A 21800-nucleotide genomic window follows, 5' to 3' on the forward strand; every position below is an offset into this window, starting at 1 on the left:
TACACGGTGTGGAACAAATAGCTACACTTATTTATAGGTGATAAGATTTTTTAGCAACAAATCTCTCATATTCAACAAGACTCTTAATCAAAAGGAAAGCAGCATGACTCACGTGTATGTACCCCCTAAAGTATGGGCGATGGAGAATGATAATGGTGGTCAATGGGCCAGTATTAATCGGCCTGATTCAGGGGCTAGGTTTGATAAAGCATTACCTAAAGGGCTACACCCCATTCAATTGTATTCGATGGGAACGCCGAATGGACAAAAAGTAACGATCATGCTGGAGGAGTTACTTGCCTTAGGCATAACAGATGCTGAATATGATGCCTTTTTGATCAAAATAGGAGACGGAGATCAATTTGGCTCAGGGTTTGTTGAGGTTAACCCAAACTCCAAAATTCCTGCTATGGTCGATCAATCCACATCAGAGCCGATACGTGTGTTTGAATCAGGGAATATTTTGCTCTATCTCGCTGAAAAGTTTGGTTATTTTCTTCCAAAGGTATGGGGGGCGAGAACGGAAGTGATGAACTGGTTATTTTGGTTGCAAGGCAGTGCTCCTTACCTTGGTGGTGGGTTTGGTCATTTTTATGCGTATGCACCAGAAAAATTTGAGTATCCGATTAACCGCTTTGCAATGGAAGCAAAACGCCAGTTAGATGTATTGGATAAGCAATTGGCAAAGTATCGTTACATTGCTGGTGACGAATATACCATTGCTGATATCGCCATTTGGCCTTGGTACGGTAACCTAGTGTTAGGGCATGCCTATGATGCGGCGGAGTTTCTGGATGTAGAAAGTTATCAACATGTACAACGTTGGGCGAATCAGATTGCAGAGCGTCACGCGGTACAACGAGGTCGTATTGTAAACCGTGCTTGGGGTGAGAGTTGGGAGCAACTGCCAGAGCGGCATTGTGCTGCTGATATTGATAGGGTATTGGCTCAAAAACCAACCGATGTTTAACAGAGTAATCAAGGCTCTCGAGTGTATTCGAGAGCCTTTTCTATTGGCTTAGGCAACCGGAGAGGGAGCTTTCTCAGCCTTTTTCCAAGGAAAAACGAGGAGGAGAAAAATGCCTAATGCATAGAGCATCGACCAGCCTAAACAAAGAAATACCGCGCTGCATAAGAATAAGGCGATCGTTGCCAGCAGTTTGGCAAAACCACTTAAAAGCTTATAGGCAGCAAACATTGCCAGCAGGTAAACCAAAATAAAAATGCCGTTGGCCAATTTAAGGAAAAACTCAAGATCAATACCTGACAGCTCCCCTAAAATACACGAGATAAGCAAAATAAAACCCACAACCCAAGTAGCATTCGCTGGAACGCCACGAATGGATAGTCGAGCAATTGCGCTGTTCGGACGGTATTCTCTGGCTTGTGCCCAAACCATACGGGATAAACTCTGGGTGTAGAGGTTAATGCTGGCAAAGCAGGCTAAGAATCCAATTAGGCTAATGACGGCAGCTAATCGGGGGCCAAACAGTTGATCGCTTAACCATGGAATGGAAGCACTGTCAAACTCAGGGCTTCCGTAGGCACCAAATTTTAAAATAACGGCTGAACAAGCCCAATAGGTGGCCCCTGCAACGAAACAGCCCACTAAAATGGCAATCGGAAAATCACGCTGCGGATTTTTAAATTCTTCGCCCATATGAGCAAAAGCCTCTATTCCCACAAAACACCAAAACATGACACCTAAAGCAGCCCCGATTGACCAAAGAGAATCGTGAGTTAACTCTGGCATGATTAAATCTTGTGTCGTAACTTCTCCAACCCAGAAAAAGCTGGCCACTAGAGCGAAAACACTCAATGCGATCCCAGTTTGTAGGCGTCCTGATGATTTTGTTCCAGCGAGGTTAACTCCGATTAAAAGTGCGATAGTCAGCGCTTGGCAAAAAACGGGGTTTGCCAATGGTGCGGGTAATAATGCTTGCAAAAATCCCGCGGCAAGGGCAACGGCGGCTGGAACACCGACAGGAATGACACTGACAAACAACCATGCGACGGCGCGTTCTAAACGAGCATTAAAGGCTTTACGTACGAAATAGGCGGTTCCTCCTGCACTAGGATAGCGTTTGCCTAACTCAGCAAAAGTAAGAGCGATTGGGCAGATAGCGATAAATAAGATCAGCCACGCCCATAAAGAATATTTACCAGCAATCCCGGCTGCGATAGCGGGGATCATAAATAGCCCTGTTCCCATCAGAGTTGTAGAAAGCTGTCCGATACCAGACAATAAAGTGATATCCTTTCTCAGTTGTTGCACCTTGTTGTTCCCTATAGTGAATCTTCACCTTTCTCTTAAAAAGAGCGGTGTTTTTGAAGAGGATACTCTCAAGCTCAGAGATATGCATCAGGCAAAGTGTCAGCTTTTACCGCCAAAATGACACTTTTTTGCTATTTAACCAGCACTTTGCTAGATAAAGCGGCCGGCGGGAGTGATAAGCTGTGGTTTCATCGTCTAATTTATGTCAAATTAACGAATAATCAACGAGATAAGTTGGTGGCTTTTCTGATTAATGTGATGAGAAGAGCAGGGAAGAGAGTGGCAGTTATGGATAAATTTGATGAACAGATTATTGATCTGTTGAAATATAATGCTCGCATATCAATCAGCGATATTGCTCGTGAGGTTAACCTTTCTCGTTCGGCGGTTACGGCCCGCATCAAAAAGCTTGAACAAGATAAAGTGATACTGGGTTATCATGCCAATCTTGCTGCTTCAGAAATGGCGGATAAAGTCTGCGCCTATTTTGCGCTTCAGTTTGACTCTTCGGCTAGCTTACCTTCATGTGAACGGTATGCTGAGCAGCTCTACCAAATACCGGGTATTAAGTGGTGCGATGCGATCAGCGGGGAAACGGATCTGATGCTGTATGTTGAAGTCGAAAGTATGGCGAGATTAAATGCAATTCGAGATGAGCTACAGCGTAACCCACAGTTGCGTAGTTTAAGGACGCATACTGTACTAAAAGCTTTTTTTAATTCAGCAAAGGCCTAACTTCACGGTGTGTAGGGCGGATAATATTTTCTATTTAAGTAAAGGTTATCGATATGACGTTAACGGTATGGTTTTCGCTATTTAGTATTTCTATTTTAGGGGCGATGTCTCCGGGGCCGAGTTTGGCAATGGTAGCAAAACACAGCTTAGCAGGCGGGCGTAAAAATGGATTAGCGACCGCTTGGGCACATGCATTGGGGATTGGGTTTTATGCATTTATTACACTTATCGGTCTTGCAGTGCTACTTCACCGTTCTCCTTTGCTTTTTAGTTCAATTAGTTATGCTGGGGCGGCCTATTTAGCCTATTTGGGTATTAATGCGTTACGCTCTAAAGGTGGAGTGGCGGCAAAGTTGGAATCTGGTGAGTCGGTCAGTATCATTCAGTCCGCGAAAGAAGGGCTATTGATTTCACTACTTAACCCGAAAATTGCGCTATTTTTTATCGCACTTTTTAGTCAGTTTGTTTCGCAAGGTAGTGAGTTAACTAGTAAAATTATCATCGTCGTGACCCCCTTTGTGATTGATGGACTTTGGTATAGCTTGATTACCTTATTACTCTCTAGTCCCAAGTTGCTGGATAAATTACGAGCTAGAGCCGTAATTATTGATCGTTTATCAGGTGTGGTTCTCATTGCTTTGGCGATCAGAGTGCTGTTCACGGCATGATACTTCTTCGAACTCCCCTTCGATAACATCACTATTTTCATTGTTCTGGGCTTGATGGAATGGGCGACGTTTTAACTGTGTTTCCAAGCGTTTACCTGTGATAAGTGCGGCAATGATTAGTGGAATGGCCAGTAATAAGCTAAAAATGAGTGCAAAAAAACCGCACATCAGTGTCAGTATGGTTACTAAAATTCGATACATAGTCATGACTCCAATACGTTATGAGTTGTCATCATAACGTATTGGTAATGAATAAAACATGAATGCATGTTGGGGGGGGACTTTAGCTGCTCGCTTTAATTTATCATGTCATAAAGACTCTTTGTTGTGTCATTGAATGTTGTTTTTATGTGTTGAATTGACTCTTTTAGGTTTGTGTTGTTTATAAATTCCATATAAATCAATCGGATGTATTTTGGCATGTATTATGCCTTTATCGCTACAGATAATGAGCGAGATGGACTCGCAAATATAACTGGAGCGACATTATGTTCTGTATTCAATGTGAACAAACCATTCAAACCCCAGTAGCGAAAGGCTGCGCCTATTCTCAAGGTATGTGCGGAAAAACGGCAGAAGTTTCGGATCTACAAGATGTACTTGTCTATTCTTTACAAGGTGTTTCTTTTTGGGCGAACCTCGGCCGAACCTGCGGAGTGATCATTCCTGAAATTGACCAATGGGCTCCTAAAGCCTTCTTCTCAACATTGACCAATGTGAACTTTGACCCAGAGCGCATTATTGAATTGGCGAAGCTTTCTTCTCAATATAAACAACAATTAGAGCAGCAAGTGAGAGCGGCCGCGACGTTGACCGGCTTTGTGATTCCAGAATTAACGCCCGCTGCACAGTTTGATTTACCCCAAGAGAAAGCCGATCTACTTGCTTTTGCCCCTACTGCTGCGGTTAACCGCGGTAAAGAAAGCCTGAATGAAGATGTGATTGGCCTACGTTTATTGTGCCTTTATGGGCTAAAAGGTGCGGCTGCTTATCTAGAACATGCACGAGTACTAAGCCAAATGGATGAGGCGGTTTATGGTGAATACCATCAAATCATGGCGTGGTTGGGCAGTGATCCAACCGATTTAAGTGCGCTGCTCGATACTTCAATGCAAATTGGTTTAATGAACTATCGCATTATGGAAATGTTGGATAAAGGAGAAACGGATACATTTGGTCATCCTGTGCCAACAGCAGTAAATGTTAAGCCTGTTAAAGGTAAATGCATTTTAGTTTCCGGCCATGATTTACATGATCTAGAAAAAATTCTACAACAGACCCAAGGTACTGGTATTAATGTTTACACCAATGGTGAAATGTTACCGGCTCATGGTTATCCTGAACTCAATAAATATCCTCACCTAGTGGGTAACTATGGTAGTGCTTGGCAAAATCAACAGAAAGAATTTGCTAATTTCCCTGGCGCGATTGTGATGACTTCCAATTGCTTACTTAACCCAGATGTGGGTCAGTATGCGGACCGTCTATTTACTCGTAGTATTGTTGGTTGGCCAGGGGTCGTGCACCTTGAAGGGGATGATTTTAGCGCTGTTATTGATTGTGCGTTGGCCCAAGAAGGCTTTAAGCATGACGAAATCGAGCATTACATTACTGTGGGATTTGGACGTAACGCTTTAATGGCCGCAGCTCCGGCGGTGGTTGAGCAAGTAAAAGAAGGAAATATTAAGCATTTCTTCTTAGTTGGCGGGTGTGATGGCGATAAAGCAGAGCGTAACTACTACACCGATTTTACCGCTCAAGTTCCTCAAGATAGTGTGATCTTAACGCTGGCTTGCGGCAAGTTCCGCTTTAATAAAAACCAGTTTGGGGACATTAATGGTATTCCCCGTCTACTGGATGTCGGCCAATGTAATGATTCCTATTCTGCTATTCAACTGGCTCTGGCATTAGCAAAAGAGTTTGAATGCGGGGTAAACGATCTTCCTCTGACGCTGGTTCTTTCTTGGTTTGAACAAAAAGCGATTGTGGTGCTGCTGACCTTACTGGCTTTAGGTGTAAAAGGCATTTATACCGGCCCGACCGCACCTGCATTTTTAACCCCAAACTTAATGGCTATTTTGCAAGAGCAGTTTGACTTACGCAGTATTTCAACGGTTGAAAACGATTTGAATACCATTCTCGCGGCTTAGTGAGAGATACATGCACTATGTTTTTAGGCTCTGCAGTGGCAGAGCCTATTTAATCTGAGGAGGATGACTATGTCTGCATGGGCAGATCAAGAAATATTGGATCTTGTGTGTCAAGAAAAATGGCAAGAAACTCCCGATGTTGTCAGCTTTGAGCTGGTCAGTGGCTCATCGCTTCCCTTTGACTTTAAACCGGGTCAATTTGCAAATTTAGGGTTTGAAATTGATGGGCAAACACAATATCGCTCTTATTCTATTAGCTCAATGCCAAACCAGAAGGCGTTGTGTTTTACGGTGAAGAAAGTGGCAGGAGGGAAAGTCTCGCAATATGTGGTTGAAAGGCTAAAAGTCGGTGATACGATTCAAGCGATGAAACCACAAGGGCAATTTAATAGCATCGATTGTGCGGTTGAACAAAAGAAAGTTCTGCTGATCAGCGCTGGTTGTGGTATCACCCCTGTGATGTCAATGGCAAAAAGCTGGCTTGAGCAAGGGGATATAGATATCACGTTTCTACACGTTGCCCGTGACAAAGCGCATACTATTTATTTTAGTGAATTAGAAAGCCTCAATGAGCAGTACTCGCAATTTCATCTTCACTTACTACTGAAAGATGCAGTGGGAACGGAGCACCCACAAGGTCGGTTAAATCAAGTATGGTTAGAGCAATTGATTCCTGATCTTCATCAGCGTACGGTTTTCCTTTGTGGTCCAGTGAGCTTTATGCAAGATGTTCAGCACTATTTACAAGCACTCCAATTTAATATGCAGAACTTTTATCAGGAAAGCTTTACCCCTAGTACCCAAGAGCAACCGACTTCGCCTCAAACTATTTCACAGTTTACCGTCAAGGTTCCGGCTTTTGGTATTGAGGTGGATGCACCGAGTAACAGCGTATTATTAGAGGCATTAGAAACGGGGCAATTGCCGATCATTGCAGCTTGTCGCAGTGGAATTTGTGGCTCATGTAAATGTCAGGTCAAGCAAGGTTCTGTCCGTTCAACCAGTCAAGAAACGTTGACAAGTGAAGAGATAGCGCAAGGCTATGTGCTCGCGTGTTCAACGGTACTGGAGTCGGACGTTGATATCGCGTTACTCTAGAAACTTCTGATAGGTTGATGTAAAAAAGCCGCCAACATCAGGGATCGGCGGCAAGTACGGGGGTGAATCCCATCAGAGCTGAGTGCTCAATTAAGATGAGTGGCTCAGCTCGTTAGGGTTTATTTTTATTATGTTGTGGAGTTTAATTTTTTACTGCTTTGGGTAAGTGTTGTAACGAACCCCCATTATTTGCTCCATACAATGGACCACTTGGCAGCTATAACCAAATTCGTTGTCGTACCACACATAAAGCACGCAGCGGTTGCCTTGGGCAATGGTGGCGGCCCCATCAACCACACCAGCATGACGAGAGCCTACCAAATCGGTTGAAACAATTTCGGTCGAATCGGTGTAGTCAACTTGTGCCGATAAGGGGGAGTGAATGGCAATACCGCGTAGGTATTCGTTTAATTCCTCTTTAGTCGTCTCTTTTTGGAGGTTGAGGTTTGCGACCACCATAGAAACATTCGGCGTTGGCACTCGAATGGAATTTCCAGTCAACTTACCTGAAAGTTCTGGAAGGGCTTTAGCCACCGCTTTTGCTGCGCCCGTTGAGGTTAGTACCATATTGAGCGAAGCAGAACGGCCACGGCGTTCCCCTTTATGAAAGTTATCAATGAGATTTTGATCATTAGTATAGGAATGAACCGTCTCAATGTGTCCTGATAGCACGCCATATTGATCATTCATTGCTTTTAAAATAGGCGTAATGGCATTGGTGGTGCAACTGGCCGCAGAAATAATCGTATCATTCGGTTGAATGATCGATTCATTGACCCCAAAGACGACGTTCTTAATATCCCCTTTACCGGGGGCGGTGAGTAACACTTTGCTTGCGCCCGGCGAAACAAGGTGTCGGCTTAGCCCTTCACTATCACGCCAAACTCCCGTGTTATCGACGACGAGAGCATCATGAATACCAAATTTTGTGTAATCAACGTCTTGAGGAGAGTTTGCGTAGATCACTTGAATAAAGTTGCCATTGGCGATTAAGGCACTTTGTTCATGATCAACCACAATGCTGCCATTGAATTGACCATGAACCGAGTCTCGTCGTAATAAGCTCGCTCGTTTCTCAAGATCGCCAGCTTTGCCCCCTCGAACGACAATGGCACCTAAGCGAAGTGGGTAACCAGGGCCACTTTTTTCGATCAGCAAACGTGCGAGTAAACGGCCAATGCGTCCAAAACCATACAAGATAACCGTTTTGGGTTGGGTCATTGCTTCGCCATCTAACACTTCTTGCAGTGCGGTTTGTAAGTAATCTTGTAATGCACTTTGATCATCATGTTGCTGCCAGTATTGATGGGCTAACTGACCGATATCAACCCGGCAGGGAGACAATACCATTTTAGAGAGTGAGGCCAAAAGTGGTAGGGTATGTTTAAGCGCTAACGGCTCCCCAGTATAGTGCCGTACTACTCGGTGAGTTTTGATGATATCAATCGTTGTGGCATTAATCAGTGTTTTACCAAATAGGAGAGTTTCAACGCCTTGTTGGCGGTAAAGTTGACCAATGAGGGGGGACATGGATTCAGCAATCGTTTGGCTAATTTGCCAGTCTAAAAGATGTTTCTCTGGACTCATTTTCACTTGGGGACCTTTCACGTTTTGTTGAGCAAGACGTTCAGCTTTAGAGCATGAACATGAAGCACTTCACCTTTTCTGCTTAAGTTGCAGCGCATTTGGTTAAGTTCCTTCATCTCAGTGAAACGCATAGAAGCACATATGGAATGAAGGAATCTTTCATCTATTTGCTGCATCAAGCCGTTTGGGGTGTTCATACCCACAATTTCTATTGTGTTTGGTATGAATAAGCTTGTTATTCTTATGTGGCGAGATTGTAAAGGCTAACAGGTTATTCTGCTAGGAAAATTAATGACCACATTTTTTGCTTTATTTTCTCGTATAAATGGTGGAAATGAAAAGAAATGTACAATGCGATGGGGATTGACAAGTGTAATAAAAGTGACTTATTTCGTATTAATAACGTGTTAGATCAAGTGAATCGTGGAAAATAAATTAAAAGATTTCATTTAAGTTGTGATTAACGTTGGCTTTTAATATGAAAAAGTAAACAAATCAATGAGAAAAAAGAGCTGAATTTCAAATAGAAAGATCACCGCTTTACATGAGGTTAAAATCCAATAAACCTCATAGAAAAAGAAGGGGAAACTAGGTTCAAGAATTGGGTGATTGACCACATTGAACATGTTGTTTGACATCTTCAATGTGGAGAGAGGCCATATATTAAGGTTGAGCGGTGTGAATTTCACTAATAGGTTGAAGATCTTTAACGGGCAACCAATTAACTTTTACGCCAGCTTGTAAAAACATATCTTGGCTAACCTTAATTTTATCTCCCCAGCGAGAGAGAAAGTCCTCAGACTGTTCTGGACAATGAACGGCAGAGATACCTGTTTGGATAATTTTGGCTGCGCAGTTTGGGCATGGGAAGTGGGTGACATAAATTTCACAGCCATCTAAATCGCGTTTAGCAAATAAAATGGCATTCTCTTCGGCATGCAAAGTTTTTAAATATTTCATATCACGATCATCGGTGTTGGCACTGTCTGAAATGCCGTGTGGATAGCCATTAAAGCCAACAGACACGATACGATTCTTTTTAGTAATGACGGCCCCGACTTGAGTAGACGGGTCTTTACTCCAAGAACCGACTAATTCTGCCATTTGGTAAAAGCGCTGTGCCCATTTCGAAATCATGGTTTGGTTTCCTTAACAAATAGTCAATCGCAATGTGATGGGTAACTGAAGCCCTCATGATCCTTATTTTTATCAATAGAGTCTAGGGAAATTTAGCCTGACTTAATCTGAATGCTCTTTGTATTGAGGTATAGGTGGATGGTGGAAATAGAAATGAGATCTCCATCAAGGTTTATTTTTAATCATAAAAATGCTGAGGGGCTGTTTTAGGATCTATATTGTGCGAGATCTCTTACACATCATGTGCGAAATTGATGTTTGATATAAAGGATAATGAAGAGTGGTTCTTGTTAACTGTTTGTTTTTATTTTATTTTTTATTCTTTATTCTTTAATGGTTCGGGATTTTATTTTTTATTCAACTTGCTGAAAAGTGTGGATGCCGTAATCTCTAGTTGTCAGCAGGAAGCAGACACGGAACAGGAAAGACCCAGGGATAGGTCATCTTCAGGAAGAAGATTCGATGATTCAGGATGAAGAATCGGCACGGAAAGCGAAGGACATTAGCTGGACGCGATTAACTAGGATGGTTAACTACGGAAAATTAATGGACACCTTAATGGAATAAGGCACATCTGTCAGGAAGACAGAGGCAGGGACACCGCTAGGAAGGCGATGAAACGGATTGTGCTAAAGGATATAGCAGACTATCAAGGAATAGATGCAGGGAGCACCTATTAGTAGCCGGATTGCTGCGAGCAAGAACAGAACCCCACTAAGCGTAAGCTTGGTGGGGTTTTCTTTATTTCATTCTTTGCTGAATGGTTATTATTTTTTATCCCTCTTTTTCACCCTCTATTGTGATTTTCTTGGCAACTCTTGATAATGAGAATCTGTTTAAAGAGATAAAAAACTGAAAGTAAGGACTGAGTATGGAAGCACAAGTGAAATGGGTGGATGGATTAACCTTTATTGGTCACTCATCGTCAGGTCATTCAATTGTTATGGATGGTAATGGTGGCACGACGGCCCCAAGCCCAATGGAGATGGTGTTAATGGCAGCGGGAGGGTGCAGCTCCGTTGACGTGATTAATGGTTTAAAACAGGCCCAGCAAGAAGTCTATGGTTGCACTGCCTCTCTTACTACGGAAAGACGTGAAAGCGCACCTCGGGTTTTTACTCAAATAAACCTACATTTTGTTGTTCGGGGGGCCAATATAGATTCGGACGTGGTTGAACGCGTGGTCACCAATTCATTAGAAAAATATTGCTCAGTCTGCCTTATGCTTGGTGAGAGCGTAAAAATGACGCACAGTTGGGAAATTACGGAAGAGTAACGAGTTAAGGGAGATGAGGTGAATCAGCACAAATATACCTTTTTTGGTCTTTGCGCCATTTTACTTTGGGGTGGGCTGTTAGGGTTAGTTCGTACCGTTACTGAAAGCTTTGGTCCACTGGGTGGTGCCGCGCTTATTTACACCGTGGCATCGATTTTTCTTGTATGTGTCATGGGGGTACCGAAACTACGCCACTTTTCTTTTCGGTATTTAGTGATCGGTGGTTTTCTTTTTGTGAGCTATGAAATTTGCCTAGCTTTAGCATTAGGCATGGCGAATAACCGCTATCAAGCATTAGAAATGGCCGTTATCAATTATTTGTGGCCAGCGCTCACTGTGTTATTAGCGGTGTTGATTGGAAAAAAAACGACGAATTTTTGGGTTTATCCCAGTATTCTGCTGGCATTCATCGGTGTTGCTTGGACAATAACTGGTGAAATGGGCTTTTCGATCTCAGCGATAATGGAAAATATAAAAACAAACCCCACTACCTATACTTTGGCTTTTGTTGGCGCAATGATTTGGGCTATATACTGCAATGTAACCAAAGTGATAGCGAAAGGAGAAAATGCAATTAGTGTATTTTTTATTGCAACGGCTGTTGTGCTATGGGGGCAGTATGCGCTAAGCCAAGAAGGACCATTGATATTTACACCGATTGCGACGCTTTATTTATTACTTACAGGGGTTGTGATGGGCAGTGGCTATGCATTGTGGAACCTTGCCATTTTGCGTGGAAATATGTTGTTACTGGCGACCTTATCTTATTTTACTCCGGTTATTTCAACGTTGCTTTCTTCCGTTATTCTTGGTGTGGTATTAGGTGTTAGTTTTTGGCAAGGTGTCGTTATGGTGACAATGGGGTCATTAATGTGTTGGTGGTTCACCAGAGAAAAGCCTGTTGTAGCAGAGGCCACCGCGTAATACTAAGTATAAAATAAACCCGCCTTGGCGGGTTTATTTCGGTTAACGAGTGATATTGACGGTAATTTGTAATTTCAGCGGTAGGTTAGATAAACGCTTTTCAATCGTGCGACGAGTATGCTCAATATCTTCAACAAGAATGACGTTACTATCATCTTCTGGGTAAAGGTCTATGTCGACCCAAAGTTCTGGCCCAACTTTCGTCACTCCCGCTAATTCAATGTCTTGTTCGGACTCTTTACCCGCCGCAATAACCCCTTGGTCCACTTTTTTACAAATTTCTTTGCTTGGCGCCATGAGGAAGATCTCTCTTAAGGCGGATTTGACCATCCCGTATGGTACTTTTAAGAAATAAAATGACATGGCAAGCATCATCAATGGGTCTGCATAAACCGCATACTTAGCCCAAGGGGAAATACTGATGGCTAGAGCAACAATAAATCCAGCGGTAACCACCACACTTAACATAGTATCCATTTGCCATTGTTTTACCTCTGCACTAATTAAGCCGGATGCGTAACGCTGACTGAGTTTTGCCATATACCACCATGCTAAACCACAACCGATCACATTAATGGCACCAAATAAGGTGGCAATGGAGGCATCGACTTCTCGTCCTCCTGTAAGCAGTGAGCTGACTGCGGAATATAAGGAATAGGATACAACCAATAAAATGACGATCCCTTTTATCGCAATAACAGCGGGTTCAAATAACGCTCGTCCAAATGGAAATTGTTGATCTGAAGGCTTACGGATATAGCGAGAAGCGACGAGCGACAATAATGTTAACAGTAAACTGATTAAGGAGTAGACGCCGTCAAAGACGATAACCAGTGAACCTACAAGTAAACCAACAATGAGACCTCCGCCAGCAAATATAGAGGCAATAAGGGCTGAGAACGTCAATACGCGATTTTCATTTAAACTTGTTCGGGCACACATAAAACACTTACCAATAAAAAACTAGGGTTATTGTGGCTCAAACTAAGGTTAATACAATGGCTATTTACTACCCAATCTCACCATGAAATAGGTTTTACTATAAAATTCATTATATAACAGTGAGTTAGATGTTATTTTTGGTGTCATTTTTTTTGGCGCTGACTGCTCTTGCTTATTTAAAAATCAAATAAGTAATCACTGATCTTATCTGCCAGCCAAAGCATGGCCGGATTTTCTGCACTTCCGGCAGTGGTAAACATGCAATAATCTTCCTGTGTGAGCCCATAAGTATGACGAATAACGGTGAGTCTTTGCTCACGTAGATGATGCCGAATCAGTGGTTCAGGGAGCACGCCCCATGCACTTTCTGTCAAAATGGTTCCAAGCATATATTCAAAGCTTGAGAAACCGATATAACGACGAGAGAACGGTTCTAAGTTGGAGTTATCTTGCTCATTCAGATAGACCATAACGGCCTGCATGGATTTTCTTAAATCTTCATCTGTGACAGGTTTTAACTTTGTTAGTGGGTGGTGAGGGCTGCATACTGACATCATGCGGATTTTACCTAGGGGGTGATAACTGATACGAGGATCATCTAAACGTTCGTAGTCTACACCAAAGGCAAAGTCGACTTGTTGAGTTGCCACTAGATTGGCTAAGTCTCCACTTGAAGCAAGCACTAAGTTAAATGAGGTATTAGGAAATAATTTATTCAATGAATGAGCAAGATCTTGCCAAAGAACATCGGGTAATGAATCGTCACGAGCAATCCACATCTCCGCGGCAAACTCATCGGAAACCTGAGAGCAAGTATGTTTAATGCGGGTCGCGGTAATCAATAAACTTTGGCAGTCTTTATAAATGGCTTTTCCTGCTTCAGATAGAGACACTTGATTACCGCTGCGTATAAATAATTCCACTTTAAGTTCATTTTCTAGCGCCTTAACCGCCATGCTGAGTTTGGTTCGGTTGCATTCCAGTTGACGAGCGGCTTCGGATACCGAGCCTGTATCGGCGATAGTACAAAATGCTTCTATTTGTGACAGATTCATAGCATTCTCAGTAAAAGAAAAATGGGCAGCAGAGTTAGGCCGAAGATTTTGACATTATCTTCATTAAAATCCTATTTTCTTGATGAAGATTGCACTCTAACTCTATGAAGTCTACTCTATTTTGGTTTAATCTTGGCACATTGCCCGACTACATGAAGTAATACGGAGACCATGATGGTACACGAATGGGACAACTACGCTGCAAATTGGGAAAATGATCAAGCAAACCTCGAGTTTTCTCGCCATGTTTTTCAGCAGTTAAAAACAATGACGCCATTGGATGGAAAACATATACTTGATTTTGGTTGTGGCACGGGGTTGCTGAGTCAATACCTTTCCCCGTTGTGTAAAGATATTGTGGCGTTGGACAAGTCTGAAGCCATGATTGAAGAGCTGGATAAAAAAGAGCTGACTAATGTTGAACCTGTGGTGGATCATTTAACCCGGGGGCTTGTTGCGCAGCACCCAGCTTTTCGTAAACAATTTGACTTCGTTCTTGCAGCCTCTGTTTGTGGATTTCTTACTAATTTTCAAGAGGTTGCTGATATTGCCTACACCTTATTAGAGGAAGGTGGACAGTTTATCTTATGGGATTGGTCTAAAGACAATACCTCATTAGAATATGGACTCAGTGAGACCGAGATCGCTAATGTCTTAACTCGATCCGGTTTTGCTCGCATCGACGTTGCCCATGCTTTTGATATTCAGACTCCTCAAGGTATAAAAAGCGTGCTGATGGGGCTTGGCCAAAAATAACAATATTCCTTTACTGATACCCAGTGGACGATAGTTTCGTGACTGGGTATTGTTACCTATTTTTCCTCTCTTTTCCCTCTATTTTTATGCTCTCATTCATTGCGATATGCGTATCTGTTCGGTGACAGATATGGTTTTTTTTACATCATAAATTCGTCATTTCTCATTCATATCATTGTCATTACATTTACACATCTAAGTATTTTTCTCTATTGATTGATATTTTTTCATATTTTTTTATTTAGTTAAAACAATGGTTTGCATGTAATTCTTTAATTGTAGCGATCAATGTAGGGTTGAAATTCTCTTTCGAACTGTTAGTTTATAAAAGGAATTTGTTTAGAGTTCTAATTGAAAATGTGGCAAACAATGATTACAGCATCACCTTGGGTCGCATACCCAGACATTATGCAAAACACTCAGGATGAGTGGGCGTTTCGTACTCCAAATCGAACAGATGGAAAGCGTGTGCATGAGCTTATCGCGCAATGTTCACCGCTGGATGAGAACTCCGCTTATTGCAACTTTTTGCAATCGACGCACTTTCACAATACGTGTGTGGTTGCTGAACGTAACGAAGAAATGGTGGGTTTTGTCTCAGCCTATCGCAAGCCGGATAAGCCTAATGAGCTCTTCATTTGGCAAGTTGCCGTGAGTAAAACCGCTCGTGGTATGGGTCTGGCTTTCCATATGCTGAACGAACTGCTAACTCGTGATGACTTACGTGACATTACAGTGTTAGAAACGACCATTACTCGTGACAATCAAGGCTCTTGGAGCCTATTTAAGAAACTTGACCGAGCACATGGCGAACGCGGTGAAGTATCAACGTTTCTTGATGAAACCCGCCATTTTCATGGTGAGCATGATACCGAATATTTATATCGCATTCCGCTACATTCACGAACTAACCAAAAAGGATAAATCCCATCGTTATGGATATCTTTAAAAAGAAAGAATCAAACGTTCAATCTTATGCCAATAATTTTCCTGTCGTATTTTCTACGGCAAAAGGAAGCTGGCTGTATACCAAAGATGGTGATGCCTATTTAGATTTTCTCGCGGGCGCAGGCTCGCTGAACTATGGCCATAACAACGCTATCTTTAAACAGGCATTGCTTGATTATATTGATAAAGACGGCATTACGCATGGCTTAGATATGCACTCAGAAGCGAAAGCTGGCTTTCTACAAGCGCTGCAAAATCTGATTTTTGCACCACGAGGATTGGACTATAAAGTTCAGTTTACTGGTCCCACTGGAACCAATGCGGTTGAAGCGGCGATGAAACTGGCTCGTAAAGTAACGGGGCGTACTAACATTGTGGCATTCACTAATGGTTTCCATGGTTGTACTTATGGCGCATTAGCCGCGACGGGTAACCAGCACCACCGTGGCGGTGCTGGCTTAGGCTTATCGGGTGTGACGCGCTTACCTTATGATGGTTATGCCGATATTGACGGTTTAGCTCTGTTTGAAACGATGCTGAATGATCACTCTTCGGGTCTGGATAAACCCGCTGCAGTGCTATTAGAAACGGTACAGGGTGAAGGTGGGCTGAATGCTGCCTCTAAGTGTTGGTTGCAAAAATTAGCCAAAATCTGTAAGGCTCATGACATTTTAATGATTGTTGATGACATTCAAGCTGGATGTGGCCGGACAGGGACGTTCTTTAGTTTCGAACCAGCAGGTATTCAGCCTGACATTGTGACCTTATCCAAGTCAATTGGTGGGTATGGATTACCGATGGCGGTTGTTCTATTTAAACCCGAGCTGGATGCGTGGAAACCGGGTGAGCATAACGGCACCTTCCGTGGTAATAACCATGCGTTTGTGACAGCAACTAAAGCGTTGGAAACGTATTGGTCGAATGATGAATTTGAGCAACATATCAAAGCGCGTGCTGAGCAAGTGACGAATACGATCCAGCAAGCACTTCGTCGTTTTCCTAGTTTGTTTACTCGTTTGAAAGGGCGAGGCTTGATGCAAGGTATCGAATGTCAAAATGGGGATATTTCCGACAAAGTGGCTCGTGAGTGTTTTCGCCTCGGTATGGTGATTGAAACGGCTGGCCCTGATGATGAAGTGGTGAAATTTTTCTGCCCACTGACGATCAGTGAAGATGAGCTAGAACAAGGTCTGAGCATTTTCCAACAAGCGGTTGAAAATGTTGCCCCCAATTTTATTCAAAAAGCGTCTTAAGGAAAAATCATGATTGTTAGAACATTAGAAGAGTGTCGTCAAAGCGAACGTCGTGTTGTGGCAAAAACATGGGAAAGTGTTCGCATGTTACTCAAAGACGATAATATGGGTTTTTCATTCCATATTACAAATATTTACCAAGGAACCGAGACGCATATTCACTATAAAAACCACTTAGAATCCGTGTATTGCGTATCTGGGGAAGGTGAAATTGAAGTGGTCGGCGGAGAAACGTATCCGATCAAACCGGGCACTTTATATATTCTTGATAAGCATGATGAACATTACCTACGTGCTTATAAAGAGGCGGATATGGTGATGGCGTGTGTCTTCAACCCACCGTTGACCGGTGCTGAAGTCCATGATGAAGATGGCGTCTATCCCATCGTCGAATAACATCAATCCGTATTTAATACAAGGAGACTCCATGTCTTACACCGTAGAAAAAATCGGTGGTACTTCGATGTCTGCATTTGATGCAGTCCTCGATAATATTTTACTGAAGCCGAATAATCCTTATGGTCGAGTATTTGTGGTTTCAGCTTATTCAGGGATGACTGATGCCTTACTCGAATGTAAACGTACGGGTAAACCAGGCATTTATCAGATGATTGCTAAGCGTGATGAAGGCTGGCAAGAAACGATGTATGAGCTTGAACAGCGCATGCTGATGATCAACGAAAATTTATTTGCCGACCCAATGAGTCGAATGCGGGCCGATAAATTTATCCGTTCACGAATCTCAGAAGCGGTAAATTGCGTTAATAATATTTTGGAAACCTGTCAGTATGGGCAGTTTTCTCTACGCCATTATTTACCGCAGATCCGAGAGTTCCTCTCTTCGATTGGGGAAGCGCACAGTGCCTATAATACGGCTCTGAAATTGAAAGCGCTGGGTATTAATGCTCGATTTGTCGATCTATCAGGATGGAATGAAGAAACTCGCGGTAAGCTAGATGAAGTGATTGAGCGTGCCTTTGCCGATATTGATGTTACGACAGAATTACCGATTGTGACTGGCTATGCCTATTGTGACGAAGGACTGATGAAAACCTATGATCGTGGTTATAGTGAAATGACCTTTAGCCGGATTGCGGTATTAACCGAAGCCGATCAAGCGATTATTCACAAAGAGTATCACTTAAGTTCTGCTGACCCTCGTGTCGTTGGGCCGGAAAAAGTACGCCCGATGGGGCTAACTAACTTTGATGTCGCCGATCAACTGGCTAACTTAGGAATGGAAGCGATTCACCCCAATGCTGCCGCTGGGCTGAGAAATAAAGGGATTGAGCTTCGCGTTAAAAATACCTTTGAGCCTGAGCATGCTGGAACTCTGATTTCTAATCATTATCAGCCAGAAGCGAACAACGTTGAGATCATCGCTGGACGTAATAAAGTATTCGCACTGCACATGTTTGACCAAAGCATGGTGGGGAGTGTTGATAATGCCAGCTATGAATTGATGGAAATTATTGCTGAAGCGAAAGTGCATTTAGTCGGTAAAGAAATGAATGCAAACTCAATGACTTACTACCTAAGCGGCACGAGTGATAACCTTAACCATGTGCTTTATAAAGCGGAAAAACGTTACCCTAATGCCTCCATTTCTGGGAAAATGGTGGCGCTAATCTCTGCGATTGGTTCATCAATCAATACCAACTTTGCATTAGGTAAAGGCATGCAAGCATTGATTGAAGCCAATGTGAACCCCATGGCAGCCCATTCTTCAATGCGAAATGTTAACGTTCAGTTTGTGGTTGAAGACAGTGATTATAACAGTGCGATTTGTGCGTTACACCAAGCGTTGATCGTTGCCAAAAGTGACAGTAAACAAAGTAATAAAGTGAAAGCCGCTTAAACTTGCTTGAGTCGTCAACCCCCATTGATCTTAATCAGTGGGGGTTTTGTTTTTTCTCTTTCCACCCGTGCTGTTTGAATGAGCAATATTAGTGAATGGTTGGTGCTAACCATTGTGCTAATTTTCTCAAATCCACATGGATGACCCAACGTACGGGGTGAGCCAGCGTTATGGGCTGCTGAGGCAAAGAAAAAATAGTATCTTGGCAACGCTGTGGAAATGTCATGACTGCGGGCCATTGAGTGTTCACGGCTTTTGATGTTGATTCAACGATTTGCAAATGGATTGTGGGGTATTGATTCATTTTCACCTCTCCTGATTGAGGAGAACACGGGTTCTTCTCTATCTATCATCAAAGCTAAGCAAGGCTGGTACATCATGGATGTTTTTCATCGCTTGTGCTTATTATGATAAATGAGGGCTACGACTAGAAGTTCAAGGGAAAAGGTTGCGTAGAGTGTGAAAAAACCGCAGGCGATGCCATTTACTGAGCCATCGCCAACATTTTATTGCCTACTTATCATTACATGAGGCCGTGAGCTTTTCGGTGAGTACCGAAGAGGTAACATGGTGGTCGTATAACTGAGTACGAAATAACATACTGTTAGCGATCCAAGCCGTTAAGGGCGCGACAATCACGAGGGATAAACTTCCCATTAATGTTCTTGCTACTTCACTGGCGACTAATTTCATATTGAAAATCTGCATTAAGCTGGTATCTCGGCTAATAAACAGCATTAATAGTGTCAGAAAACCACCTGAGTATGCCAGTAATAGGGTGGTTGTCATGGTACCAATTACTGCATTTCCAACTCTAAAGCCTGAGCGAAGGAGCTGTTTTTTATTCATTTCTGGATTGGTGAGTTTGAGCTCTTCCATCGTTGCGGCCATTTCCATCGCTACATCCATGGCCGCGCCACTGGCTCCAATAAGAACAGCCGCATAAAGCACATCAAGCATATTGAGATGCATCCCAGTTTCAAAAAGTAGGAGCTGGGCCATGGGTTGTGTCATACCATCAAGTTTGAGTAATTTCCCACACATGAGACAAAGTAACGCGGTGATCATCAAACCAATGAGTGTTCCTGTAAATGCGGCTTTTCCTTTATTTGTCCAGCCTGCGATGGAAAAAATGATAAGCGCACTGAGTGCGATAAGTGTTGCGGTCGTAATGAACATCGGGGGATAACCGGCGACGAGCCCCGGGATTAATAGTTGCCAAATAATCAGCACTGAACCAACAAAAGAGATCAGCGCGCTCAAACCAATATGGCGAGCATAAGCGAGCAGCGCAATCGCAAAAAGTGCAAATAACATCATTAAATAAGGTAGCCGATAATGAGAGAGCGCTTTGATATGGTGAACTTGCCCGTTTGGATTGAACTGTATGGCGACTAAAATCGTATCCCCCGGTTGATAAAATTCATCATATTCAAGCGTTCCAGTGAGTAAATTGAAAGCAGAGTAAGGCTTACCGGGGTGTTTTTTTAACTCAATGCTCAGGGTTTGCATACCAATGCGGTTACTGCCAATGACCGTGAGTTGGCTGTCATCACAAGCAAGCACGGTGGCAACGTGTTCGGGTTGTTGACCTTTCCCGGATCCCATCGCCCCGTATACAGTAAAACAGAGTAACACGATGACGGCTAGGTAGATGCCTCGCATGAATTTCTCCTTATAAGAAAACGGAAGCGCAGTTGGCTTCCGCATTCAATTTGGTTTTGCTGATTAGCCTTGACGGCCAATATTGACTTGCATGATCTCCGCGATGGTTTGTGCCACTTGGGTATTGTCTTTAAAGCCTCCTAGTTTATCTGCCTGGACCCCGATAGCAGAGAGAGGCAGTTGTGTTGCGGTATGGGCATAAGATGTCCAATAAACCCCAGCGCGTTTTGAGGTAATATGAGCCACCGCAATAGCCACGGGATCATAACCGCCATAAAGATTTTTGAGGTTAGGCTCTTGTTTATCAACCGCGTTCATTGCGGTTTCAATCAGTGACTTTTCTTCGTCGCTGAGTGTGATCAAGTCAAATTGCGCGGCAATATGTTGGTAGAAAGCGGTGCGATTACCCTGATAGACGCCTTGCAGTTTGTCTTCGATAGACTCTTTAGCGTGAGTAACATTATCGAGATTCATGAAATAATTTTTACCAAATCCCATGCCCATACCGCCAGTTTCGTGGTCGCCTGTAATGATCACTAATGTGTCATCTGGATTTTTGTGGTAAAAATCGAGCGCTTTTTGTACGGCTTGATCAAACGCGAGGGTATCGAGAATCGTGCCTGCAATATCATTAGCGTGTGAAGCATGGTCGATACGTCCTCCCTCGATCATGAGGAAAAATCCCTCTTTATTTTTTGCGAGGAGATCAATCCCTTTTTCTGTCATCTCTGCGAGCGATGGGAGGTGATTCGTTTTAATTCGATCAATTTCATAAGGCACATGTGAGGCGCTAAACGCGGCAAATACTTTATCGCCAGCTTTAGGGTGATAACCGCGGAAACTGGCGACTGATTCACTACTGACAAAAGTTCGGTAATCATTTTTCTTCATCGTTGCAACCAGATCATTTCCATCTTTACGTTTGGAATTTTTCCCTGTCACAAAGTGTCGATAACCGCCGCCAGCGAAATAAGTAATGCCGGAATTGGCATAGTCTTGAGCAATTTCATTTTCATTATCTCGACTGATATTTTTAGCAATAAAAGCGGCAGGCGTGGCATGCGTAAGGCGGGTTGTAGTAATAAGGCCCGTGGCCATGCCTTTTTTTTGAGCGCCTTCGAGCAGAGAGGTAACTTTCGTTCCATTGGGTAACATGCCAATCATACCGTTATCGGTCTTCATGCCTGTGGCTAAAGCCGTTGCCGATGCCGCTGAGTCGGTGACAAGGGAGTCGGCTGAGTGTGTCGTGTTTATTCCGGTAATTGGCAGGCTGTTCATGGCTAAACGTGTATTTTTATCGCCGGTTTTCTCTTGCAGATAATACTCTGCGACTTGGCGTTGGGCTGTGGCCATGCCATCTCCAATCAGATAAATGACATGTTTGGGTGCATCGGCTAATGCAGAACTACTTAATAAGGTCAGTGCCGTGAGAGTGGCATAGTTAAATTTTGACATTACGCTATTTCCATGCTG

21 protein-coding genes are annotated in these 21800 nt (G+C 43.1%); 12 read left to right on the forward strand and 9 right to left on the reverse strand.

The window, feature by feature from the left end:
* The first annotated feature begins 103 nt into the window (after nt 1-103).
* Nucleotides 104-970, forward strand: coding sequence for a glutathione-dependent disulfide-bond oxidoreductase (gene yghU / locus EXA13_RS04820; RefSeq protein WP_238132147.1), 867 nt, complete (start codon nt 104-106; stop codon nt 968-970).
* 48 nt (nt 971-1018) lie between these two features.
* On the opposite strand, the gene yjeH is transcribed toward yghU, so the two are convergent.
* Nucleotides 1019-2275 (reverse strand): L-methionine/branched-chain amino acid transporter, encoded by a 1257-nt coding sequence (yjeH, locus tag EXA13_RS04825; RefSeq protein ID WP_238132148.1) that lies wholly within the window; start codon nt 2273-2275, stop codon nt 1019-1021.
* 288 nt (nt 2276-2563) lie between these two features.
* Here yjeH and EXA13_RS04830 point away from each other — a divergent pair, with 288 nt between their 5' ends.
* Together EXA13_RS04830 and EXA13_RS04835 are read left to right on the forward strand one after the other, a co-directional pair.
* Nucleotides 2564-3010: an Lrp/AsnC family transcriptional regulator gene (locus tag EXA13_RS04830; protein WP_238132196.1), complete on the forward strand. Its 447-nt coding sequence runs from the start codon at nt 2564-2566 to the stop codon at nt 3008-3010.
* 53 nt (nt 3011-3063) lie between these two features.
* Nucleotides 3064-3678, forward strand: coding sequence for a LysE family translocator (locus tag EXA13_RS04835; protein ID WP_238132149.1), 615 nt, complete (start codon nt 3064-3066; stop codon nt 3676-3678).
* Here EXA13_RS04835 and EXA13_RS04840 read toward each other — a convergent pair.
* Entirely contained in the window at nt 3628-3879 is a 252-nt protein-coding gene (locus EXA13_RS04840; protein WP_238132150.1) for a hypothetical protein, read from the reverse strand. The genes EXA13_RS04835 and EXA13_RS04840 overlap by 51 nt on opposite strands.
* 287 nt (nt 3880-4166) lie before the next feature.
* Between EXA13_RS04840 and hcp the strand changes: the two genes are divergently transcribed.
* Complete coding sequence (hcp, locus tag EXA13_RS04845) at nt 4167-5828, forward strand: hydroxylamine reductase (RefSeq protein ID WP_238132151.1); 1662 nt, start codon at nt 4167-4169, stop codon at nt 5826-5828.
* A gap of 69 nt (nt 5829-5897) precedes the next feature.
* A complete protein-coding gene (locus tag EXA13_RS04850) occupies nt 5898-6926 on the forward strand; it encodes a hybrid-cluster NAD(P)-dependent oxidoreductase (RefSeq protein ID WP_238132152.1) in 1029 nt (342 codons plus the stop codon).
* Nucleotides 6927-7076: 150 nt separating this feature from the next.
* Here EXA13_RS04850 and EXA13_RS04855 read toward each other — a convergent pair whose 3' ends face one another.
* Together EXA13_RS04855 and EXA13_RS04860 are read right to left on the reverse strand one after the other, a co-directional pair.
* Nucleotides 7077-8513, reverse strand: a complete 1437-nt coding sequence (locus EXA13_RS04855) for a glyceraldehyde-3-phosphate dehydrogenase (RefSeq protein WP_238132198.1) — start codon at nt 8511-8513, stop codon at nt 7077-7079.
* Nucleotides 8514-9176: 663 nt separating this feature from the next.
* A complete protein-coding gene (locus EXA13_RS04860) occupies nt 9177-9650 on the reverse strand; it encodes a dCMP deaminase family protein (protein WP_238132153.1) in 474 nt (157 codons plus the stop codon).
* An 871-nt stretch (nt 9651-10521) separates the two neighbouring features.
* Between EXA13_RS04860 and EXA13_RS04865 the strand changes: the two genes are divergently transcribed.
* Together EXA13_RS04865 and yddG are read left to right on the forward strand one after the other, a co-directional pair.
* The gene (locus tag EXA13_RS04865) at nt 10522-10926 is read left to right on the forward strand and encodes an OsmC family protein (protein WP_238132154.1); all 405 of its coding nucleotides are present in this window, start codon (nt 10522-10524) and stop codon (nt 10924-10926) included.
* Nucleotides 10927-10944: 18 nt separating this feature from the next.
* A complete protein-coding gene (yddG, locus tag EXA13_RS04870; RefSeq protein WP_238132155.1) occupies nt 10945-11850 on the forward strand; it encodes an aromatic amino acid DMT transporter YddG in 906 nt (301 codons plus the stop codon).
* 42 nt (nt 11851-11892) lie between these two features.
* Here the strand turns inward: yddG and EXA13_RS04875 are convergent, their stop codons facing one another.
* Entirely contained in the window at nt 11893-12792 is a 900-nt protein-coding gene (locus EXA13_RS04875; protein WP_238132156.1) for a cation diffusion facilitator family transporter, read from the reverse strand.
* Nucleotides 12793-12968: 176 nt separating this feature from the next.
* The gene (locus EXA13_RS04880; protein ID WP_238132157.1) at nt 12969-13847 is read right to left on the reverse strand and encodes a LysR family transcriptional regulator; all 879 of its coding nucleotides are present in this window, start codon (nt 13845-13847) and stop codon (nt 12969-12971) included.
* Nucleotides 13848-14021: 174 nt separating this feature from the next.
* Here EXA13_RS04880 and EXA13_RS04885 point away from each other — a divergent pair, with 174 nt between their 5' ends.
* The 5 genes from EXA13_RS04885 to EXA13_RS04905 all read left to right on the forward strand — a co-directional run bounded on the left by EXA13_RS04885 (nt 14022) and on the right by EXA13_RS04905 (nt 18662).
* Nucleotides 14022-14603, forward strand: a complete 582-nt coding sequence (locus tag EXA13_RS04885) for a class I SAM-dependent DNA methyltransferase (protein ID WP_238132199.1) — start codon at nt 14022-14024, stop codon at nt 14601-14603.
* Between the two features lie 357 nt (nt 14604-14960).
* Nucleotides 14961-15527 carry a diaminobutyrate acetyltransferase gene (ectA, locus tag EXA13_RS04890; protein ID WP_238117276.1) on the forward strand — a complete coding sequence of 189 codons (567 nt, stop codon included), beginning with the start codon at nt 14961-14963 and terminating at the stop codon, nt 15525-15527.
* An 11-nt stretch (nt 15528-15538) separates the two neighbouring features.
* Nucleotides 15539-16804 (forward strand): diaminobutyrate--2-oxoglutarate transaminase, encoded by a 1266-nt coding sequence (gene ectB / locus EXA13_RS04895; protein ID WP_238132158.1) that lies wholly within the window; start codon nt 15539-15541, stop codon nt 16802-16804.
* A gap of 9 nt (nt 16805-16813) precedes the next feature.
* Nucleotides 16814-17200 (forward strand): ectoine synthase, encoded by a 387-nt coding sequence (locus EXA13_RS04900; protein WP_078925936.1) that lies wholly within the window; start codon nt 16814-16816, stop codon nt 17198-17200.
* 31 nt (nt 17201-17231) lie between these two features.
* Entirely contained in the window at nt 17232-18662 is a 1431-nt protein-coding gene (locus tag EXA13_RS04905) for an aspartate kinase (RefSeq protein WP_238132159.1), read from the forward strand.
* Nucleotides 18663-18750: 88 nt separating this feature from the next.
* On the opposite strand, the gene EXA13_RS04910 is transcribed toward EXA13_RS04905, so the two are convergent.
* From EXA13_RS04910 to EXA13_RS04920, 3 genes are all read right to left on the reverse strand, one after another.
* A complete protein-coding gene (locus EXA13_RS04910) occupies nt 18751-18966 on the reverse strand; it encodes a hypothetical protein (RefSeq protein WP_154116474.1) in 216 nt (71 codons plus the stop codon).
* 209 nt (nt 18967-19175) lie between these two features.
* Nucleotides 19176-20327, reverse strand: coding sequence for a YibE/F family protein (locus EXA13_RS04915; RefSeq protein ID WP_238132160.1), 1152 nt, complete (start codon nt 20325-20327; stop codon nt 19176-19178).
* A 63-nt stretch (nt 20328-20390) separates the two neighbouring features.
* Nucleotides 20391-21782 (reverse strand): alkaline phosphatase, encoded by a 1392-nt coding sequence (locus tag EXA13_RS04920; protein ID WP_238132161.1) that lies wholly within the window; start codon nt 21780-21782, stop codon nt 20391-20393.
* Nucleotides 21783-21800: the final 18 nt, after the last annotated feature.

It is taken from the genome of Vibrio cincinnatiensis (assembly GCF_022113815.1).
In the GTDB taxonomy this organism is placed as follows: Bacteria; Pseudomonadota; Gammaproteobacteria; order Enterobacterales; family Vibrionaceae; genus Vibrio; species Vibrio cincinnatiensis_A.

Bases quoted from the DNA above. Each gene is read 5' to 3' on its own strand.
- yghU (WP_238132147.1), top strand. From the start codon at position 104: ATGACTCACGTGTATGTACCCCCTAAAGTATGGGCGATGGAGAATGAT.
- EXA13_RS04830 (WP_238132196.1), top strand. From the start codon at position 2,564: ATGGATAAATTTGATGAACAGATTATTGATCTGTTGAAATATAATGCT.
- EXA13_RS04835 (WP_238132149.1), top strand. From the start codon at position 3,064: ATGACGTTAACGGTATGGTTTTCGCTATTTAGTATTTCTATTTTAGGG.
- EXA13_RS04840 (WP_238132150.1), bottom strand. From the start codon at position 3,879: ATGTATCGAATTTTAGTAACCATACTGACACTGATGTGCGGTTTTTTT.
- hcp (WP_238132151.1), top strand. From the start codon at position 4,167: ATGTTCTGTATTCAATGTGAACAAACCATTCAAACCCCAGTAGCGAAA.
- EXA13_RS04850 (WP_238132152.1), top strand. From the start codon at position 5,898: ATGTCTGCATGGGCAGATCAAGAAATATTGGATCTTGTGTGTCAAGAA.
- EXA13_RS04855 (WP_238132198.1), bottom strand. From the start codon at position 8,513: ATGAGTCCAGAGAAACATCTTTTAGACTGGCAAATTAGCCAAACGATT.
- EXA13_RS04860 (WP_238132153.1), bottom strand. From the start codon at position 9,650: ATGATTTCGAAATGGGCACAGCGCTTTTACCAAATGGCAGAATTAGTC.
- EXA13_RS04865 (WP_238132154.1), top strand. From the start codon at position 10,522: ATGGAAGCACAAGTGAAATGGGTGGATGGATTAACCTTTATTGGTCAC.
- EXA13_RS04875 (WP_238132156.1), bottom strand. From the start codon at position 12,792: ATGTGTGCCCGAACAAGTTTAAATGAAAATCGCGTATTGACGTTCTCA.
- EXA13_RS04880 (WP_238132157.1), bottom strand. From the start codon at position 13,847: ATGAATCTGTCACAAATAGAAGCATTTTGTACTATCGCCGATACAGGC.
- EXA13_RS04885 (WP_238132199.1), top strand. From the start codon at position 14,022: ATGGTACACGAATGGGACAACTACGCTGCAAATTGGGAAAATGATCAA.
- ectA (WP_238117276.1), top strand. From the start codon at position 14,961: ATGTGGCAAACAATGATTACAGCATCACCTTGGGTCGCATACCCAGAC.
- ectB (WP_238132158.1), top strand. From the start codon at position 15,539: ATGGATATCTTTAAAAAGAAAGAATCAAACGTTCAATCTTATGCCAAT.
- EXA13_RS04900 (WP_078925936.1), top strand. From the start codon at position 16,814: ATGATTGTTAGAACATTAGAAGAGTGTCGTCAAAGCGAACGTCGTGTT.
- EXA13_RS04905 (WP_238132159.1), top strand. From the start codon at position 17,232: ATGTCTTACACCGTAGAAAAAATCGGTGGTACTTCGATGTCTGCATTT.
- EXA13_RS04910 (WP_154116474.1), bottom strand. From the start codon at position 18,966: ATGAATCAATACCCCACAATCCATTTGCAAATCGTTGAATCAACATCA.
- EXA13_RS04915 (WP_238132160.1), bottom strand. From the start codon at position 20,327: ATGCGAGGCATCTACCTAGCCGTCATCGTGTTACTCTGTTTTACTGTA.
- EXA13_RS04920 (WP_238132161.1), bottom strand. From the start codon at position 21,782: ATGTCAAAATTTAACTATGCCACTCTCACGGCACTGACCTTATTAAGT.